This is a genomic window from Metamycoplasma alkalescens (assembly GCF_900476125.1).
Lineage (GTDB): Bacteria > Bacillota_I > Bacilli_A > Mycoplasmatales > Metamycoplasmataceae > Metamycoplasma > Metamycoplasma alkalescens.
Window position 1 is genome coordinate 1 of the sequence record NZ_LS991949.1, and the last position, 20,120, is coordinate 20,120.

Here is a 20,120-nt window from a genome sequence, read left to right on the forward strand (position 1 = left end):
ATGAATTACAAAGACGAAGAATTGGATTTAAATATTAGCAATCAAATTTTGCAAAATGAATTAAAAAATACAGCTAGTGATTCAATGACTTATGAAAGTTTTTTTTCACAGTTAAAATTGATTTTTGTTTCAAATGATAATGCATATATCTTGGTTCCAACATATATTATTGATTACATAAAAACAACATTTTATGAAACAATTCAACGTGCACTAATAAATGCTTTAGAAAAAAAAGTTTCTTTGACTTTTATTTCTGATATTGATGAAATAAAAGAATTGGTGAATAAAGAAAAGACAACAAAATTTATAAAAAATGAGACTCAAAATAAGTCAAATAACAATGTAAAAAATAATCTTACATTTGAAAATTATGCAATTGGCAATTTCAATAAAATGGCTTTAAAAGCAGCAAAAGAAATTTCCAAGGAGTATAAAGATAATTACAACCCGCTTTTTATTTATTCAAGCAGTGGACTTGGAAAAACACATTTGTTGCATGCAATCGGGAATGAGTTTGTTAAAAAAAATAAAACATGTCTATATGTTAATCCGGATATTTTAACAAGAAGATTAGTTGAACAATTAAGATTGAAAAACCAAGAACAAATTAACAAAATTGTTGATGAATTAACTTCTTATGATTGTTTGATGTTTGATGATGTGCAACAATATGGCAATAAAGAAAGTACACTAAATGTTTTGTTTAATGTGATTAATATTATGAAAAGTAATCACAAACAAATTATTTTTTGTGCCGACAAAAGTCCTAATCAACTTGGTGGGTTTGAACAGCGCTTCTTAACAAGATTTGAAGGAGGCTTGACAATTGAAATTAACAATCTCGAACTTGAAGATGTAATTTCAGTTTTAAAGTTCAAACTAAAAGAAAATCACATTAATGTTGATCTTTGAGAAGATGCCGCTCTTAGATATATTGCAAGAAATTTCTCAACATCAATTCGTTCAATTGAAGGAGCAATTAGCCGGATTAAATTGTTTTCAGATGGTGATGATTTTTTTACTTATGATCTTCATACAATGCAAAATATTTTTAAAAATGTTACAAAATCAAAAGAAAGTATTACTCCTGAAAGAATCATTGAGACAGTTTGCAAGTATTATGGTGTTGATCGGAAAAAAATTATTAGTAGCAGCCGGGTAAAAGAAATTGTTATTCCAAGAAAAATAATTATTTATTTTCTAAAAAATAATTTTGATTTTACATTAAAAGAAATTGGAAAAATGGTTGGTGATCAAACACATTCAACAGTGATTGCTTCATTAAAATGAATTGAGGCCAATATCCAAAGCAATTCTTCATTAAAAAATGCAATTGAAAAAATTCAAAATATGCTAAAAAAAATAATCTAACTATTAAGGACATAAAATGAAATTAAAAATTAATAAATTATTATTAGATTCAATTATTGAACGAGTTGCAAAAGCAATTGACCCCAATCCTTTCATTCCTGAATTAAAAGGAATTCTAATTGTTGCTGAAGGCAATAAAATTACCTTGATTGGTTCGAATGGAACAATAAGTGTGAAACATGAAATTATTACTTCATTGGATGCAGAAATTATTACTCCAGGAAGAATTTTGGTTGATTTATATCTTTTTAGAAATATTATTAAAAAACTTGAAAATGACATTGTTTTAGAATCGCAAGAAAATAAGTTGAATGTTGAAACTGAAAATGATCATTTTTCATTGAACTTGTACAATATCTTTGAATATCCTGACATTGATTTTTCAATCTATGGTGAACAAATTAAAATAAAATGACAAAAGTTTAAATCAATGGTAAGAAATGTTGCTGTTGCTTCATCTTCACTTGAAACAAATATTATTTTGTGCTGTATAAATATTTCAGCTCAAAATCAAAAATTAAAATTTGTTGCAACAGATAAATATCGATATGCTGAAGAAGTTTTAGATATTGAAGAAAATGTAAATTTCAATATTTCAGTTCTTACTAAAAATTTAAAAGACCTTTTAAACTTTGATTACAGTGGTGACGTTATTCTTAATTTTTCGGATCAAAAAATTTCATTCGAAATTGATGGTTCAATTATTCAATCCAAAGTAGTTGATCAAGTTTATTTAGATGTTTCAAAAATCATTCCAAAATCATTTGATAATGTTTTAGTTATTTCTAAAAAAGAATTGAATGACTTATTGAATAAAGCTTCAGTTATTATTAGTGAAAATTACAATAAAATTCGATTGCATATTTTGGATCAAGTGCTTACAATTTCATCAACAAGAGAAGAAATTGCCAATGCTGAAATTAAATCAAAAAACTTTAGTTACACTGAAAATGAACTAAAACTTGCTTTGAATTCAAGATTTTTAAAAGATGCCATTCAAAGCTTTGATGATGAAATTAAATTATCTTTAACACCAGATAAAATGCGAATTGTTATTACTTCTAATTCAAATCCTAATTTATTTCATTTAATTACACCACAAAGAGGTTTTTAAATGAAGATTGAAATTTATGGCAAAGAAATTAAGTTAAGTCAATTTCTTAAAAAAATTGGTGCTTGCCGTACAGGGGGATTAACAAAATATTTTTTAGATGTCCACATTGTCAAGATTAATGATCGTATTCCAAACGGAAGAAATGCTAAAATCCATGTTGGTGACATTGTTTGAATTGATGACCAAATTTATGTCATTAAGCAAGCAATTGAACAAAATCAATAAAAATATAAAAAAAATTCAAATTAATATAAAATATTAAGATAGCAATTTTACATACAAGACAACAAAAATAAACTAAAGGAGATTAAGATGCCAGGAAGAGATCAATTAACAGGTCAAAAGTCTTTAAGTGGAAACAAAAGATCACATGCTTTGAACATCACAAAAAGAACATTTGATCTTAACTTACAAAAAATAACAATTCTAACTGAAAATGGTGCAAAAAAAACCGTTAGAGTTACTGCTAAAAATGCTCGTACTTTAAAAAAATATGGTTTAGTGGCTTAATTTCAATATATAATAAGTTCTTGGTAATGCCAAGAATTTTTTTATCAAATTTATTGAATGATTATTCAATGGTTGAGGATTAATTATTATGAAAAAAGAAATAACATTATTTGTCTTTGCTGAAAAAACTGAACTTGATCTTGATTTAAAAGAAAATGATCTAATCAAAACTTTATTTTCCTTTAAACAATTAAACTTATCAATATATAAAAATATTGTCTTCAATAAAGAATATGCTTTATTATTTTGTGGGGTTGGAAAAACTAATGCTGCTTTTTCATTGACAAATGCAGTTGCAATTTTAGAAAAAAATGACTATCAAATAAAAGAAATAATTAATATTGGTCCAGTTGGATGTTGTGATAAGGAAATTGGAATTACAAAAACTTATTTGGTTGACAAAGCATACTTCTTTGATGTTGATTTACAAACTATACCTGGGTATAAATTAGGGCAACTACCAGATGATGAATATGAATTTCAAACAAGTGTTTTTTTAAATAATAAAATCAAAAGAATTGTTTCTTTAGAAAATAAAAATATCTTATCAGCAGATCGTTTTTTTTCAATCAACGATTTAAAAAAAATTCAAGATAATTTTTCTGATGTTGCTTTATTGGATATGGAAGCTTGTGCTTTAATTCAATGTGCAAATAAATTAAAAAAAGATATCTCTTCAATTAAAATTGTTTCCGATAACATTTTCTTCAATGAAAATTACTATATAACCAAAGAAAATCAATGAAAAAATCAAGTACAAAAAATATTTTTAAAAGTGCTAAAGGAGATTTAAATGAATTTTAAATATATTGATATTCATACACATCCATTCAAGGAATATTATGAGCAACCATATCAAGTAGTAACTGAATGAAAAAATCAAGATATGGAAAAAATTTTTATTGTTGGTACTTCAAAAGAAGATTGCATTGAGTTACTCGAACTTTGTAAAAAAGATAGCAATTTTATGCATCCAATTATTGGGATTCATCCAACACTTGCAAAAGGCAAAGAAGATGGCGAATTTTTAGAATCAATTATTACTAAGGATGTGATTGCAATTGGTGAAATTGGGTTGGATTATCATTATGATGACTCTCCCTCGAAAGAAATTCAAATTCAATCTTTTTTAGCACAATTAGAAGTTGCAAATAAAAACAATCTTGTTGCTATGCTTCATATTCGCGATGCACTTGAAGATGCTTTTTCAATTATTACTAAAAAAGAGTATGCAAACATAAAAATCGTTTTGCATTCATTTGGTGGTGATTTAGAATTTGTAAAAAAATTACTTCCTTTTAAAAATATTTATTTTTCAATTTCAGGTGTTGTTACTTTTAAAAATGCAAAATCATTGCAAGAAGCTGTAACCTTTATTCCAATTGATCGAATTTTTTGTGAAACAGATACACCTTATTTAGCACCAATGCCAATGCGTGGTAAACCCAATATTAGCCCTTATGTAAAATATACATATGAATACATTGCGAAACTTAAAAATATTGATAAAAAAGCATTTGTTGATCAAGTAAGAAAAAATATTAAAAATGTTTTTGGAGTTTAAGTAGCATGAAAATCAAGGCTAAAAAAAGTTTTGGGCAAAACTTTTTGATTAATAAAAAAATTCAACAACAAATTGTTGATGCTGCAGAGATTGATAATGAAGATGTAATTGAAATAGGGCCTGGACTTGGGGCGTTAACAAATTTATTGCTTGATAAAGTAAAATCGCTTGATGCTTATGAATTAGATAATGATATTTATCAATTTTGGTTAGAAAAAAAACTACCTTCACATATCAATTTTTTAAATCAAGATTTTTTGTTATCAAATCTTTCATCAAGCAAAAAAAGAATTGTTATTGGAAATATTCCTTATAATATCACCTCAGAAATCATTTTTAAATTAATTAAAAATAATCAATATTTAAAACATGTGGTACTGATGGTTCAAAAAGAAGTCGGACAACGCATATTAGCAACTCCAAATTCAAAAAATTATAGTAAATTAAGTGTTTCAGTTCAAAGTATTGGTAGTGTCTCAAAAATTTTAGTTGCAAAAGCAAATGATTTTAATCCAGTTCCAAAAGTTGATTCAATGGTAATTAAAATTACATTTGATCAAAAAAATAATTTTAATTTAGATGAGTATCTTGATTTTATAAAATTATGTTTTCAATTTAAAAGAAAAACTTTGGTCAATAATTTATTAACAAAATACAAAAAAGAAAAAATTCTTGATGTTTTAGAACAAAACAAGATTGATTTTTTGTCTCGAGCTGAAAATTTAGATATCAATCAATATAAAAAAATCTTTTTTGAATTTTTAAAATAATTAATTTTAGATATTTTTACTTATTTTGCAAATTATAGAAAACAAATGACTAAAAAAGTAATATAATATTAAGGAAGCAAAATAAGTGTTGCTTGCCACCATAGCCAAACGGCCAAGGCATAGGTCTGCAACACCTTGATTACCGGTTCGAATCCGGTTGGTGGCTCCATTAATGCGCCCGTAGCTCAATTGGACAGAGTGTTTGGTTACGGCCCAAAAGGTTGCGGGTTCGACTCCTGCCGGGCGCGCCAAATCAAAAAAAAGACCCTTAAAAGCACATTACGTGCTTTTTTCTTTTGATTTAATTTTATATTTTAAAAAAATTAAAAAAATTCAAAATAAAAAAATTTATTCGATATAATGTTAACCATAGCAACCATAACGAAGGGGCCCACCTGATTCCATTCCGAACTCAGCAGTTAAGACCTTCAGTGCCGACGATACCATAAGGGAAAATAGGTCGTTGCTCTTTTTTTTATTTTATTTTTGATTCAAAAAGTAAAATTATTGTAATTATGGATAATAAAGAATATGAAATTGAAGCAATTGTGTTAGAAATTAAAAATCATCAAGACAATGATGCAATTTTAAAAGTTTTGTCTGAAAATGGGATTATTTCTTTGTATGCAAAAGGAATTCAAAAGCCTAGTTCTAAAAACAAATTAAATCTTCCAATTTTAGGTGTTTCTAACTTAGAAATAATTAAATCAAAATTTTTTAATAAAATAAATACGCTAAAAAGAGCAACATTGCTTGCAAATTTTCCTTTTAATACAACATTACAAGTGATATATAATACAACGCTAATGTTTTTAAAGAAAATTAATAATCAACAAATAAGTCATTTTTTAAACAAATATAAAATTTTTTTAAAAAATGTCGAAACAAATCCAAATCAAACTTTTAGTTATTTATTATTAGCTCTTTTAGAAGTTTTTGGATTTAAACCAAATTTTGAGCATTGTGTTGAATGTAACAATAAAGAAAATATTGTTGATTTTGAATTTTATAAAGGCGGTTTTCTTTGTAAAGAGCACTCCCAGGCAACCAAAAACATTGAATTTTTAAAAGCAATTTATTGACTAAATAAGGATTTTTATTTATTTGTAAAAAATTTTGATGAAAATATTTCAATTCAAATTAATTCCATGATCATTGAAGTTCTTAATTCCATAATCTAATTTGCTAAAAACAATTTTATTTTAAATTTTTTTGAAATAAACCAAATTAAATATAAAGATAAAAAGCAGGCTTTTGATGCTTGCTTTTTTCTTGGATTTGATCAATTTTTAGTCTTAAGGATTTAGTTTAATTGTTTTAATTTTGTCACTTTTTAATTTGTTAATTAATCCATCAATGATATGTGGCGAACTTGAATTTTTTGTTTTATAGTCATTGCTTAGACTTTTGAATAATACAATTCCATTTGTTTGTTTACGAACGACAATATTATTATCTCCAAGAGGAATATATTTATATTCTCCACCTGTATCAGTAATTTCAGTGTTTAGAATTCCAATTACATTGAACGATGAATCAATTACCATTGAACCTGAAGCACCTTCTTTAAGCGCTAATTCTCCAAGTGGAATATTGGAATAAAGTGTTGAAAATTGATCAAGAATTGTCAATGGCATTCCATGTTCATTTTTTAAAATTTCTTTATTTGCATCTTTAAGAAACGGGTTAAGATAATTTTTTCAAGATTGATTAATTGCATTGTATTCCTTATTTTGTTTGGAATTATATTTTAGTCATATATCTCTAAAATAATAATCTTCGACAATTTTTCTTTGACTTGAAATTAAACCACCTTGGGATTTTACTCCATGAAATTGAATAACTCTATTAAATGGATTTCAATGTTTTGAATAGCCTGCATAAAATTGTGTTTTAAGTGGACTAAATTTCTTTTTTCCAAATTTAATATATCAATCTTTTTCCTTGTCCGTTTCAATTACATTAGCTAAACTTGGTAAAACATTTTTTAGTTTATTTTTTTTAATTTTTAAACGTAGTGTCACAAGATCAGCTCCAGAGTTTTTTGTGTGTGACCATTTGTTATTATTACCAAAATGATTTAGTCGATGTTTTTCGTTTTCAATATAAATATGATCACTTTCATATCTTGGAACATAATAAGGTGCATCTAGATATTGTGAATATGCCTCAAAAGCATCAACATAATCATTTTTATTATTTTCATATTTGTTTTTACTAAATTCAAAATTACCAAAATTTTCATCTAATTTTTCTCTTGTATGATTAGTTTTAAAATGAATTTGTTGGTTTCGAGTATCTTCACTTGTTGCGTCCGTACCATCATAAAAACCTACTTTATAAGTATCCCAATTTTCTTCTTTGATCCCTTTGTTATGAACATGCAAACTTTTATCAAAAGTATTTCTAAAGTTGAAAACATGCATATTTGTAGCTAATAATAATTCATAATGATCATTGTCTTGGTTATTTTTAATTCGATCAATTACTCAAGCAGTACCTGAACCACTAGTAAAACCTAAGATTTTTTTCAATCTATCTTTTGAATTTAAATCTTCATTATCAAATCATTGTTTTAAGTTGATATTTAGTTCAAAACTACGGTCATAAATATATTGATAAAAATCAAGATTTCTTTTAAGGGAATTATTGTTTTCTTGATTTTTATTAATTGCATAATAATGTTTATTATTGTTTGCAAAAACAAGTAATTCAAATACACCCTTATAATCATCATATCTAGCTTTTAATTTTGTAATTTCTCTTAAATTTAAAAGTCTTTCAATTGATTTAAAATCAACATAGTGAAATAGTTGACTTAAATTTGATGGAAGAAAACCAAATGGATTAGTTTTAATCAAATCATATTAAATTAAGATTCTTAATTTCTAAGTTTTTTATTTCATCTTCAGTAAATTTTTCTAAATATTTTTGGCTTAAATTATACCCAAGTGGAATGTTTGGGTTATAAAACTTTGTTCTTTGCTTACTTGTTGTTCCAATATTGCCATACTCGCCTAAATGCTTGACAAATTCTCAATATGTTTTAGTATTTTCTTGATTAACTTGGTTTGTAAAATTCAATCTATTATCATTCAAAAAACGTTCAAATTCAATCTTTTTCTCAATAAAAGTCTTTGTATTTTGAAGAATTTCATAAGGACTCGTATTTTTTAATTGGTCAAGAGAAATGAAATGTTCATTTGCTAATTTTGGTTGGGTATCTGGAATATTTGGTTGCGTATCTGTAGGATTATCTTTTTTGTTTCTTCCTCTTTAATTTGTTTTTGATTAGTACATGACAAAATTGAAATTAAAGGAAAAAATGTCATAACTGAAGCAAAGAGATATTTAACTTTTTTTATTTGTTTATTTTTTGACATATTAAATTTCCTTAGGGTAGTTTAAACAAAAAATTTAAATATTTATAATTAAAAAATATCTATATTTAAATACATAGATATTTCAATTAAACTTAATTTGTTTTTTGTGTTTCTTTATTTTGATCAGCTAGTAAAATGCTTGGAATAATCACAACATTTCTGCGTTTATGCTTATAAAAAAATGGATTTAAACGATCAATAATTAATTGTTTTAATTTTGGAATTGTTCAATCTTTTTCATTTTTTATTGTGTAGAGTACAGCACCATGAATTAAACGTTTTGCTTCTTCAATAAGATGCAAAGCATTTTTAACAAAAAATGCCCCACGTGAAATAATTCTTGGTTTTCCTAGAATAATATTTTTTGATTTATTAATTGCTAAAACAGCATGAATAAAACCATTTTCACCAAGTTCCATTCTTTCTTTCATGATTTGTGAATTGGTTTTTGATAAGATGTTACCATCAATGAAAACAGGGCCAAAGTAAACTTTTTCTTTTGATAAACTAACTTTGTGATTTTCTAAATAATAAACATCACCTAAATTTGCAACAATAACATTTTTTGGGTCTACTCCAGATTGGATTGCTGTTTGACCATGTGCAACACTCATTCGAAACTCACCATGATATGGCATAAAGTATTTAGGTTTAGTTAGTTCAAAAATTTTAAGATGTTCATCTTTATAAGCATGACCTGAGGTATGTAAGTAACCATCAACACCATTTTCATAAATGATTGCTCCTAATTTGTATAGACGATTAATTAATAACTCACATTTTGATTTGTTTCCAGGAATTGGTGTTGAAGAAAAAATAATAATATCTTTTGATTTAATTGTGACATTTGGGTGTTTGCTATATGACATTTTTGCAAGTGAAGCCAACTCTTCACCCTGTGACCCTGTTGTTAGAATTAATAATTCATTGTCATTGTATTTTGATAAATCTTTTTTATCAATAAATATTTCATCAGGTGCATTGATATACCCTAGTCTTCTTCCCATATCAATGTTATCAACCATTGAGCGACCAAAAGCAATTACTTTTTTTCCAAGTTCTGCTCCAAGTTCAATAATTGCTTTGATTCTTGTTAGATTCGATGCAAACGCTGTGACAATAATTTTTCTTTCAGCTTGTAGCATATATTTTTTAATATCTTTTAAAATATCACTTTCAGAAGGTGAGTGATTTGGACGCATTGCATTTGTTGAATCTGAGAATAAAACGTCCAATCCTTCTTCACCAATTTGCTTTAGTTTTGAAAAATCAGTCATGTTTCCGATTGGGGTGTAATCAAATCTAAAATCACCAGTCATCATTAAACTTCCATTCGGTGTTTTTATTCTTATTCCAAAAGCATCAGGAATTGAATGTTGAGCAGTTCATCAATCCACTGAGCAATCTCCAAAATCAGCAACTAAGTCTTTTGTTATTTCAATAAATTCAACATCTGTTTTGATCTTCATATCACTAAATTTCAATTTTAAATATTGAATTGCAATTCTTGGAGCATAGATTCTTTTGATATTGACTTGTTGAACCAAATAAGGTACACCACCAATGTGATCTTCATGCCCATGTGTTATGAATAAACCTTCAACCTTATCTTGGTTTTCAGTTAAATAAGTGAAATCTGGAATTGAACCATTGATTCCTGTAACATAGGTATCTGAAAATTTTATTCCTGTGTCAATAATAAAGATATGTTGATCATATTCAATAATCAATGTACTCTTTCCAATTTCTTGCATTCCACCCAATCCAAAAATTTTTGTTGGTTTCATAAAACAACTCCTTCCTAATGTTATTGTCATTTAATCATTTTAATGCAAAACAACCGCGTGTTTATTTAATGATTATTTTAACAAATTTGCTATAATAATTTTACAACTTGTGTTTAAACTAAATAGTTCAATATATTGAATGTATATTGTATTAAATTTTAGATAAAAAATATTCAAAATAAGGGGAAATTATGACAAGCGAAAGAAAACTATCAATTGTTTCTTTAATTATAAAGGTAGTTGGAATTATTTTATTAGGAGTTGCAATTTATTTTATTATTCAAAATGCTGCTCCTGCTATAAAGGAACTTAAAGAAAAAATTGAAACTGAGAGTTTTAAAGATACATTTGATCGAATAAAATCAATTATAAAATCAAATCTGACATACTTTATTATCCTTGGTTCAGGATTACTAACTGCAGTTTTAACATATGTGTTGGATTTAGCAATATTAACAATGTCAAGTTGAAAGAGTCAAGCATTTGGAAAAATAATTTTATTCTTATCAACATTACTTCCGGTTTTATGAGTTATATCATGAATTGGGAACATTGGAATTATAGTAAAAACAAAAGTTTATTAAGCATAAAAAAAATTAAATAAAAGCAAAAATATTTTGAAATTTTTAGGAAGGAAAGAATGACAAAAGAAGAATTAAAAGATAAAAAAATGTATGTTAAAAAAGCTTTTAAAGATGCAAAAGCAGCTTTAAAGCGTGGCAATATTTTCATGCTTGCTATTGGACTATTATTAGGAGCAAGTTTTGGGGCTGTTGTTGCTTCATTGGCAAATGACGTAATTATGGCATCAATTGCTTCAATCTTTAGTGTTGATAGTGTAAAAGATCTTAAAGCAGGGAATGTTTTAATTGGTAAATTTCTAGCTGCTTTAATTCAGTTTCTAATTGTAACACTGTTTGTATTTCTTATTCTTTTTCTAGTTTTTTTAATTAAAAATATTATTGCTTATCATAGAGCTAAAAAACAACCAATTGAAGAACCAAAAATAGAAGTCCCACAACCAACTGTTGAAGAATTAATTCTAAAGGAACTTCAAGACTTAAATAAAAAATTTGATTCAATCTCAAAACAAAAAAAATAAGATTTTTATTTTAAATAATTTCATTTAAACAGCATAAAAATTGGACCTTTAAAGTTCAATTTTTTTATTTTTTTCTAATTAGAAAATTAATAAAAATAAAATTGCTATAATTTTAAAGTGTTTTATTTATTATTTCATGAAATAATAAAAAACACTTAGAAATTCCAAACATTAAAAAATTTAAATAGGAGATTTATTTATTATATGCCAATGAATTTAAAAGGTCGTAGTTTAGATACAGCGCTAAATTTTACAACCGATGAAATTAATTATCTTTTAGATCTTTCTTGAGAATTGAAGAAAGCAAAAATGCAAGGATTACATGTTAATAATCGTCCATTAACAGGCTCAAACATTGTAATAATGTTTCAAAAAGACTCAACAAGAACCCGATGTGCATTTGAAGTTGCAGCTGCAGATTTAGGTGCAAGTTGTACATACATCGGACCTACAGGTTCAAACTTTGGTAAAAAAGAATCAGTTGAAGATACAGCTATGGTTTTAGGACAAATGTATGATGGAATTGAATTCCGTGGATTCAAACAATCAGATGTTGAAGCTTTAGCAAAATATTCAGGTGTACCAGTTTGAAACGGGTTAACCGATGCTGAACACCCAACCCAAATGCTAGCTGACTACTTAACATTTAAAGAAGTTGTTGGAGACCTAAGAGGAAAGAAAATTGTTTTTGCTGGTGACATCAAAAACAACGTTGCTCGTTCATTAATGATTGGTGCTGCATTCTTTGGTGTACACATTGTTATGTGTTGTCCAAAAGCACAATGAGAAATTGTTAAAAGTGGTCCAGATCATAAACACGTTTATGAAGAAGTTCAAAAATTATTTGAACGTAATGGTGGATCAGTAACATTTTCAGATAATAAATTAGAAGCTGCTAAAGATGCAGACGCAATTTATACAGATGTTTGAGTATCATTAGGAGAACCATTTGAATTATTTGAATCACGTATTCAAGAATTAGGTGCTTTCCAAGTTGATATGGCTATGATTAAAGCTGCAAAAGAAAGTGTTATTTTCTTACACTGCTTACCTGCATTTCATGATGATAAAACTTTATTCTCAGCAGAAATTAAAGAAAAACTTGGCGCAAAATATCCAGTTGTTGCAACAGGTGCAATGGAAGTTACTGATGAAGTATTCCAATCAAAATACAACAAATCAATTCAACAAGCTGGAAACCGTATGCACACAATTAAAGCAGTTATTTTAGCTACACTAGGATACTAATATGAGTCGAATTGTTATTGCTTTAGGTGGAAATGCTTTAGGAAATACTCCTGAAGAACAAAAAGAATTAGTAAAAATTCCTGCAAAAAAAATTGCTGAATTAGTTAAGGCTGGACACGAAGTTATTGTTGGACATGGAAATGGCCCACAAGTTGGAATGATTTTCAATGGATTTGTTAGTGCGGCTTCAGTTAATCCTAAATCACCATTAGTGCCATTACCAGAAGCTGGTGCAATGTCACAAGGTTACATTGGTTACCATATGGTTAATGCAATTACTAATGCATTTAATAAAGAAGGATTAAAAGAAAAAGAAGTTTTATATATCTTAACCCAAACTTTAGTTGATGCTAAGGATCCTGCATTTCTAAACCCAACAAAACCAATTGGCCCATTCTTTGGTACAAAAGAAGAAGCAGAAGCTGCTAATCCAAATAGTGTGATTGTTGAAGACGCTGGACGTGGTTTTCGTAAAGTTGTTGCTTCACCAAAACCAATCAACTTCGTTGGTATTAATCAAATTAAAAATGCCATTAATTCAGGTGCAACAGTAATTGTTGGTGGTGGCGGTGGTATCCCTACAATCAAACATGAATGTGGCACAATCGAAGGTGTTGATGGCGTTATTGATAAAGACTTTGCTTTAGCAAAAATGGCAGCTTTAGCAAATGCTGACTATTTCATTGTTTTAACAGCCGTTGATTATGTTAAAGTAAACTTCGGAAAACCAGATCAAAAAGATCTAAAACACGTTACAAAATCTGAATTAGAAAAATACATCGATGAAAAACAATTTGCACCTGGTAGCATGTTACCAAAAGTACAAGCTGCAATCAAATTTGTTGAAGAAGGTGGAAAAGCTGCATTCATTGGTGATTTAAAAGACTTAGAAGACATTATTGATGAAAAAGTTGGCACAAAAGTTACTTTAAATTAATCAAAAAGCATAAAAAAAGTCAAGATTTGCTTCTTGACTTTTTCTTATTATTTTTTGCTTTGCTTAAAGATTTCATATAGACAAATTGCAGTTGCAGCATTAACATTCAGTGATTGAATTGCTTGTTTATCTTGTTCAATATATATAATTTCATCAGCATGCTTTAATAATGTTTTTGAAACTCCACTATGTTCATTGCCCATGATGATTGCAATTGGGAAACTAAAGTTTGTATCTGAAATTTTTTTAGCATTTTTATCAAGTGCTGTTGCATAGATTCAAAAACGATTTTTTTTAAGAAATTCAGTTGCTTCAAATAAGCTAGATACTTTAATAATTTTGGTATCGCGAAATCCGCCCGAAGAAATTTTTAGAACAACCGGAGTGACATCAATGCTACGGTCTTTAGGAATAATGATATGCTTAATTCCAAATACATTTGCTGAACGAATAATTGCACCAAAATTTTGGGGATCTTGAATATGATCCAAAATTAAAATTGCTTGAGCTTTATCTTTTAGAATCACGCCAATATCATCATATTTAAAAGCTTCAATTTCAGCAATATATCCTTGGTGATTACCTTTTATTAGTTTATCCATTTCTTTTGTTGTCAAGTAGGTTATATTTTTAAATTTAATTGCTTGATTTTTTAGATTTGAAGCTAAATAAATTTTTTTAATTGGATAATCATTTTTAATTGCTTCAAGAACAGAATTTTTACCATAAATAAAATTTTTCATTATACTAATTTTCTTTCTTTTAGAATTTCTCTAATTGCATCAGCTTGATTGTATTTTTTATTTTTAAGCAACGCTTGTCATTGATTATATAGATTTTTATCTTCTTGACTAATAATTTTAAGGGGAAAAATAAAACCAAGAATTTTCATAATTTCTAAAAATGTTTTATATTGATCTTCTTTTTTGGTAAGTTGAATAATTTCTTTATAAGCATTTGAAAAATTCAAATTAGCAATCTCTTCAATTACTTCTTTAACTTTTCTTTCATCAATCTCATTTTCAATCTTTTTCAATTGAATTGTGTTGTTTAAAAGATTGAATTTGTTGATTATTGTTTGAATTGAGTCTAAAAGTTCATCTGTTAAATTAATTGGTTTTGCAAAATTGGTTGTTAGAATTAATAACTTATATGTGTCAGCATCATATTTTTTTAAAAAATCATGTGGAAAAATTAAATTACCAATTGATTTTGACATTTTTTGATTTTTATAATTTAAAGTGCCAAAATGAATTCATTTTTTTGTGATTGATTTTTTATAGATTGCTCAATGTTGAATATTTTCATTTTCATGATGTGGAAAGATTAAATCAATTCCTCCACCATGCAAGTCAATTGTTTGCCCTTGAAAATATTTGGCAATAAAACAGCTACATTCTGTGTGTCATCCAGGACGACCTAAACCAAACGGACTTTGAAACTTAATGCCATTTGTTGTTTCTTTCCATAGTGTAAAATCATTTGGATTTTTTTTACCCAATATCTTTTCATCCTCTGAAACAAGATGATTGATTTTTTGGTTACTAATATTTCCATAAACATCTTCAAATTGTTTGACATCAAAAAAAACATTTCCCGCAACTTTGTAAGCAGCATTTTTTTCTAGAAGGATGCTAATGTAATCATAAATGTCTTGCAATGAATCTGTAACCCGAACAATTTTTGTAGGTTTTTCTAAGTTAAATGTGTCAAATAATTGCAAATAATATTCTTCATATTTTTTTGCAATTTCTTTTTCTGTTTTGTTTTCATTGATTGCTTTTTGAATGATTTTGTCATCAATATCAGTGATATTGTTTAAATAAAAAATCTCTTCACCTAAGAATCTTTGAGCGCGAATCATGATATCAAAAGTCACAGTTGGTCTTAGATTTCCAATGTGGGGATAATTATAAACTGTAGGACCACATAAGTAATATTTTTTCATGTCATCATTATATATGAAATTAAAATCTTTTAATATACATTTGCTATATAATTTAAATTATGAAAATGGCAAAAGATATTATTATAAATTCAATTCAAGAATCTTTAGATAAATTAAAGATAAAAAAAGAAATTGTATTAACAGAAGCAAAAAATTATGGAGATTATTCAACAAATATTGCCTTAACACTACAAAAAGACTTGGGTAAAAAAGCAATTGAAATTGCACAAGATATTGTTAAAAATATTGATTTAAATAAATACAATCAAATTAGTGAAATAAAAATTGCTGAACCTGGTTTTATTAATTTTTGAGTAACAAATGCAGTATTTGCAGAAACTGTTAATATAATCAATAAATTAGGCGCTGAATATGGAAATGGCTTAAAGGAAGGCAAAGGAAAAATAAATATTGAGTTTGTTTCAGCGAACCCTACTGGATATTTACATATCGGTCATGCTCGTAATGCAGCAATTGGTGCTACATTATCAAATATTTTAGAAAAAGCGGGTTTCAATGTAACTCGTGAATACTTTATTAATGATTATGGAAATCAAATGAATAAATTAGCAATTTCAATTTATTCAAGATATCAACAAATTTTTGATGAAAATTATCAATTACCAGAAAATGCTTATCGTGGTGGTGATATTGTTCAATTTGCAAGTGCATTTCATGAAAAATATCAAGATCAATACAAAAATGCTGAGTACACACCTGAAGTGGAAGACTTGTTTAGAGAATTTGGTAGAGAATATGCTTTAATGAACATCAACAAAGATCTAAAAAGATTTGGTGTTTGATTTGATATTTATACATCAGAAAAAGAACAATATGAAAAAAATTTGGTTTGACCAGTAATTAAAAGACTAAAAACCACATATGAGAAAGATGGTGCGACTTGATTGCAAACAACCAAAGGAGGCAAAGATGATAAAGATAGAGTTATTATCAAAGCAAATGGTGATTCAACTTATATGTGTGCAGATATTGCTTACCACGAACAAAAATTCAAGGCTTTAAATGATCCTGAAAAAGGTATTATTATTGATGTTTGAGGTGGAGATCACTCAGGTTATGTTGAACGTATTAAATTTGCTTTTGAGGATCTAGGTTACCGTAGAGATCAAATGGAAGTTATTTTATTCCAATTGATAAGAATTATGAAAAATGGTAAAGAAATTAAAATGTCAAAACGTCTTGGTACTTCTTTAACAATGAGAGAATTAATGGATGAAGTTGGTAAGGATGCAATTAGATTCTTTTTAATTGAAAGATCATATAATTCAAGAATTGATTTTGATATTAAAAAAGTTACAAGTACAGATGAAACAAATTCACTTTACATCATCAAATATGCCCATGCACGTTGTGCACAATTATTAGAAAAATTTGCTTATAAAAATCCGCAGGCAACTGAATTTAGTGATACATTTTCACAAAAATTAATTGCAGAGTTAAAAGAATATCCTGATTTGATTGCATCAATGGGTAAAAATTACAAAGTTAACTTATTGCCTCCATATTTATTAAAATTAGCCGGAACTTTTAATTCATTTTATTCAAACATTAAAGTTGCTAACTCAGCAAATGAAGAAAGCTATGTTGCCTTAGTAAAAGCTGTAAAAACAGTTTTAGCAGACGGAATGAAATTAATGGATTTAGATATTCCAAATAAAATGTAAGTAAAAAAAATAAAATAAAAAAACCTTCTTATTTGATTATGCAATAAGGAGGTATTTTTTTTAATTAATATTTAATATAAATAAAAATAGGGAGGTAAAAATTGTAAATTTGAAACAAACTTGATATAAGTTTATTTTTTGCATAAAAAAAATGGCGGGTAAGAGAGGATTTGAACCTCCGCGGGTGCTTTAGACACCCCTACAGTCTTAGCAGGACCGCCTCTTCGACCACTTGAGTACTTACCCATGAGATTATTGTATTTTAAATTATGCAGTACAAATTATATACTATATTAAATTTAAAAATATAAATAACCAATTTAATTTAATTTAAATTTAATTCATCAAATTTAAACTATTTATTTAATTAAATGAAATGATTAATATATTTCTAAAAATTAAATAAAAAAGCAAGAATTGAATTTTTTTATTCTTCTTACTTTTTAATTATTTTTTTGGATAAATTTGATTAATATCATTATTTCAAATCAATTTTTTATTTTTTTGTGCAAATTGCTCTGATTTTTTAAGATATCAATAATAATTGTCATTTTCAGTGTAATAAGGATTTTTTTTATTCAAAGAAATATAATAAACTTTTGAATAACCATTATCAACAAGTTCCTTATTTAAACAAATTAAATTATTTTGATTTGTTAAAAGGACAATAATTGCAATAATTCTTTGGTAACGGTCATAAATGTTTTGTGGTTCTTTTTTCTTGCCGAAACTTTTTGTAACTTGGGGGATTACCCAAATTCTTTTTGCTTGTTCTAAATAATTTTTTGTGAAATTTGTTGCAAGTTTACCGTATTTATATTGCAAACCTTTTGTATTTTCAAAACGATTATTTATTCTAATTCTTGTTTCGGGAGTATCAATTCCAAAAAATCTATATTTATTGCTTTGATTTTGATTATTTAAATTAATAAATTGAGCTGTATCACCATCATTAACTGATTTTAATTTAACTTCTGTTGCATGATTTGCTTGCAAGGAATTTGAAAATAAATATTCTTTTTGATTCAATACTAAACTATTTTCATTTAAAAAAACTTCCTTATTTTTAGTAGCATTTTGCTCATTTGCTGCATGATCATTATCATTTTTTTGGTTTGGAAATGTGCATTGAATTAAGGGCATTGATGAAAAAAATAAAGTAGTAACTAAACCTAATTTTAAAAATAATTTCTTCTTCATTTTTTAATTTAAAAATCTTTGTAAAATTTCTTTTGTTTTATTAAAAATGCTTTTGTTTGCTAGTTTATATAATTTTCTTGGGTTATAGTTTTTATTTTTCATAATGTCATTATTTTTAATGAAGTTTTCAATTGCTTTGGCATTAGCAATTTGTAATTCAGTATTGATATTAATTTTAGCAATTCCATTTTCAATACATTTTTTAAGATCTTTTTTATCAATTCCTGATCCCCCATGTAAAACAAGTGGAATATTAAGTTTTTTATTTATTTTTTTTAGGAGTTTAAAATTTATTCCTTGCCAATTTTTGGGATATTGCCCATGAATATTGCCAATCCCGATTGCAAGCATATCAACACCAATTTTTTTGAATTCAATTGCTTCATTGATATCCGTATATGCAACTTTGCTAATAATATTATCTTCATTACCACCAATTCTTCCAATTTCACATTCAACGGAAAGATTTTTTTTGTGGCATATTTCTAAGATTTTTTTAGATAACTTTAAATTTTTTTCAAATGGTAATCTACTGCCATCGAACATAATTGAACTAAAATTTGCAGCAATTGCCTTTAAACAATCATCAAAATTTCCATGATCTAAATGTAAACAAACAGGAATTTTTATTTTTAAATCCAAAATTAAACTATTTACAAGATTATAACAAACATGATATCCACCAAAATATTTTGCAGCATTTGGTGTTACTCCAAGAATAATTGGTTTTTTTAGTTCATTTGCTGCTAACAAAATATTTTTTGCTCATTCCAAATTATTAATATTTATTTGAAAAACAACATCCTGATTTTTGTATGCATTATTTAAAATTTCTTTTGCATTAACAATCATATTTAATTTAAGTAAAAATTAATAAAATAAAAAACTAACTGCTTGAAATTAGTTTTTAATAAATTCAGGTCTTTTTGTTGTTCATGTTCCATCAATATTATGAAAAAATCTACCATCTACGGTTAATAAACGATATAGTTCCCCACGTTTTCTTAACAAGATTGCATCATCACTAATGTTTGGGTCTGTTTCATTACGTCATCTTGGAAATAAAATTTTTTGTGTCATATCAAATAGCTTTGCAAATTCCATATTATCCTTACCATCTAAAATTTCTTCGACAACATCTAAAAGTGTTTTATATTCTTTATTTTGTTCTTGCATGTTTTATCCTTTACTTAATGGGGTATGTATATTGTACAATATACATCAAGTTATGTTTTTGAAATAAGTGTTTTTAAAAAAATATCAAATAGTTTATGTCTATATTATAAACTTTTATTTATCCAATTTCAAAATATCAAGAAAAACAAAATAATTAGTCAAATTTCTTATTTTTTAGTGGTCTTATTTTCTTAATAAACCTAAGTATTAGGTTTATTTTAGTTAGTTATGAAAAAATAAGGCAAGAAAATAGTATAATTGAAATGTATAAATGAACATACTAAGATCATACTAAGATTTGGTAAAAATTTATACATACAAA

21 protein-coding genes, 3 tRNA genes and 1 rRNA gene are annotated in these 20,120 nt (G+C 26.6%); 16 read left to right on the top strand and 9 right to left on the bottom strand.

Features of this window, described 5'->3' with window-relative positions:
- The 11 genes from dnaA (at position 1) to recO (ending at position 6,513) form a co-directional block, all read left to right on the top strand.
- Positions 1 to 1,374, top strand: coding sequence for a chromosomal replication initiator protein DnaA (gene dnaA, locus D2845_RS00005; RefSeq protein ID WP_002881396.1), 1,374 nt, complete (start codon positions 1 to 3; stop codon positions 1,372 to 1,374).
- 16 nt (positions 1,375 to 1,390) lie between these two features.
- Positions 1,391 to 2,488 (top strand): DNA polymerase III subunit beta, encoded by a 1,098-nt coding sequence (gene dnaN, locus D2845_RS05845; protein ID WP_002881394.1) that lies wholly within the window; start codon positions 1,391 to 1,393, stop codon positions 2,486 to 2,488.
- The gene (locus tag D2845_RS00015; RefSeq protein ID WP_110858338.1) at positions 2,489 to 2,713 is read left to right on the top strand and encodes an RNA-binding S4 domain-containing protein; all 225 of its coding nucleotides are present in this window, start codon (positions 2,489 to 2,491) and stop codon (positions 2,711 to 2,713) included.
- An 87-nt stretch (positions 2,714 to 2,800) separates the two neighbouring features.
- The gene (rpmB, locus tag D2845_RS00020; RefSeq protein WP_110858339.1) at positions 2,801 to 2,998 is read left to right on the top strand and encodes a 50S ribosomal protein L28; all 198 of its coding nucleotides are present in this window, start codon (positions 2,801 to 2,803) and stop codon (positions 2,996 to 2,998) included.
- Between the two features lie 88 nt (positions 2,999 to 3,086).
- Complete coding sequence (locus D2845_RS00025; RefSeq protein WP_002881388.1) at positions 3,087 to 3,791, top strand: phosphorylase family protein; 705 nt, start codon at positions 3,087 to 3,089, stop codon at positions 3,789 to 3,791.
- Positions 3,792 to 4,562 (top strand): TatD family hydrolase, encoded by a 771-nt coding sequence (locus tag D2845_RS00030; protein WP_110858340.1) that lies wholly within the window; start codon positions 3,792 to 3,794, stop codon positions 4,560 to 4,562.
- 5 nt (positions 4,563 to 4,567) lie between these two features.
- Entirely contained in the window at positions 4,568 to 5,332 is a 765-nt protein-coding gene (gene rsmA, locus D2845_RS00035; RefSeq protein ID WP_110858341.1) for a 16S rRNA (adenine(1518)-N(6)/adenine(1519)-N(6))-dimethyltransferase RsmA, read from the top strand.
- A gap of 94 nt (positions 5,333 to 5,426) precedes the next feature.
- Positions 5,427 to 5,501, top strand: a tRNA-Cys gene (locus D2845_RS00040).
- Between the two features lie 5 nt (positions 5,502 to 5,506).
- Positions 5,507 to 5,583: transfer RNA gene (locus tag D2845_RS00045), tRNA-Arg, on the top strand.
- Positions 5,584 to 5,700: 117 nt separating this feature from the next.
- A 5S ribosomal RNA gene (gene rrf, locus D2845_RS00050) occupies positions 5,701 to 5,804 on the top strand.
- Between the two features lie 43 nt (positions 5,805 to 5,847).
- Entirely contained in the window at positions 5,848 to 6,513 is a 666-nt protein-coding gene (gene recO / locus D2845_RS00055; protein WP_110858342.1) for a DNA repair protein RecO, read from the top strand.
- Positions 6,514 to 6,627: 114 nt separating this feature from the next.
- On the opposite strand, the gene D2845_RS00060 is transcribed toward recO, so the two are convergent.
- The 3 genes from D2845_RS00060 to D2845_RS00065 form a co-directional block, all read right to left on the bottom strand.
- Positions 6,628 to 8,193 (bottom strand): MAG2960 family serine endopeptidase lipoprotein, encoded by a 1,566-nt coding sequence (locus D2845_RS00060; RefSeq protein WP_231992781.1) that lies wholly within the window; start codon positions 8,191 to 8,193, stop codon positions 6,628 to 6,630.
- Positions 8,186 to 8,431, bottom strand: coding sequence for a hypothetical protein (locus D2845_RS05850; protein WP_170107388.1), 246 nt, complete (start codon positions 8,429 to 8,431; stop codon positions 8,186 to 8,188). The genes D2845_RS00060 and D2845_RS05850 overlap by 8 nt, the downstream gene beginning before the upstream one ends.
- Before the next feature lie 376 nt (positions 8,432 to 8,807).
- Complete coding sequence (locus D2845_RS00065) at positions 8,808 to 10,502, bottom strand: ribonuclease J (RefSeq protein WP_110858343.1); 1,695 nt, start codon at positions 10,500 to 10,502, stop codon at positions 8,808 to 8,810.
- Positions 10,503 to 10,693: 191 nt separating this feature from the next.
- Here D2845_RS00065 and D2845_RS00070 point away from each other — a divergent pair, with 191 nt between their 5' ends.
- From D2845_RS00070 to arcC, 4 genes are all read left to right on the top strand, one after another.
- Positions 10,694 to 11,086, top strand: coding sequence for a hypothetical protein (locus D2845_RS00070; RefSeq protein WP_002881378.1), 393 nt, complete (start codon positions 10,694 to 10,696; stop codon positions 11,084 to 11,086).
- Positions 11,087 to 11,142: 56 nt separating this feature from the next.
- Positions 11,143 to 11,604 (top strand): large conductance mechanosensitive channel protein MscL, encoded by a 462-nt coding sequence (locus D2845_RS00075; RefSeq protein ID WP_110858344.1) that lies wholly within the window; start codon positions 11,143 to 11,145, stop codon positions 11,602 to 11,604.
- A 204-nt stretch (positions 11,605 to 11,808) separates the two neighbouring features.
- Entirely contained in the window at positions 11,809 to 12,852 is a 1,044-nt protein-coding gene (gene argF / locus D2845_RS00080) for an ornithine carbamoyltransferase (RefSeq protein WP_117275956.1), read from the top strand.
- A 1-nt stretch (position 12,853) separates the two neighbouring features.
- A complete protein-coding gene (gene arcC, locus D2845_RS00085; RefSeq protein WP_002881372.1) occupies positions 12,854 to 13,789 on the top strand; it encodes a carbamate kinase in 936 nt (311 codons plus the stop codon).
- Between the two features lie 47 nt (positions 13,790 to 13,836).
- On the opposite strand, the gene rlmB is transcribed toward arcC, so the two are convergent.
- Positions 13,837 to 14,532, bottom strand: a complete 696-nt coding sequence (gene rlmB / locus D2845_RS00090) for a 23S rRNA (guanosine(2251)-2'-O)-methyltransferase RlmB (protein WP_002881370.1) — start codon at positions 14,530 to 14,532, stop codon at positions 13,837 to 13,839.
- Positions 14,532 to 15,737 carry a cysteine--tRNA ligase gene (gene cysS / locus D2845_RS00095; RefSeq protein ID WP_110858346.1) on the bottom strand — a complete coding sequence of 402 codons (1,206 nt, stop codon included), beginning with the start codon at positions 15,735 to 15,737 and terminating at the stop codon, positions 14,532 to 14,534. Before cysS ends, rlmB begins: the two co-directional genes overlap by 1 nt.
- Positions 15,738 to 15,802: 65 nt before the next feature.
- On the opposite strand from cysS, the gene argS reads away from it, so the two are divergent.
- The gene (gene argS, locus D2845_RS05855; protein ID WP_231992782.1) at positions 15,803 to 17,422 is read left to right on the top strand and encodes an arginine--tRNA ligase; all 1,620 of its coding nucleotides are present in this window, start codon (positions 15,803 to 15,805) and stop codon (positions 17,420 to 17,422) included.
- 152 nt (positions 17,423 to 17,574) lie between these two features.
- Here the strand turns inward: argS and D2845_RS00105 are convergent.
- From D2845_RS00105 to rpoE, 4 genes are all read right to left on the bottom strand, one after another.
- Positions 17,575 to 17,668, bottom strand: a tRNA-Ser gene (locus tag D2845_RS00105).
- Positions 17,669 to 17,869: 201 nt separating this feature from the next.
- The gene (locus D2845_RS00110) at positions 17,870 to 18,622 is read right to left on the bottom strand and encodes a thermonuclease family protein (protein ID WP_110858348.1); all 753 of its coding nucleotides are present in this window, start codon (positions 18,620 to 18,622) and stop codon (positions 17,870 to 17,872) included.
- A 3-nt stretch (positions 18,623 to 18,625) separates the two neighbouring features.
- A complete protein-coding gene (locus D2845_RS00115) occupies positions 18,626 to 19,474 on the bottom strand; it encodes a class II fructose-bisphosphate aldolase (protein ID WP_110858349.1) in 849 nt (282 codons plus the stop codon).
- 48 nt (positions 19,475 to 19,522) lie between these two features.
- The gene (rpoE, locus tag D2845_RS05860; RefSeq protein WP_002881364.1) at positions 19,523 to 19,798 is read right to left on the bottom strand and encodes a DNA-directed RNA polymerase subunit delta; all 276 of its coding nucleotides are present in this window, start codon (positions 19,796 to 19,798) and stop codon (positions 19,523 to 19,525) included.
- Positions 19,799 to 20,120: the final 322 nt, after the last annotated feature.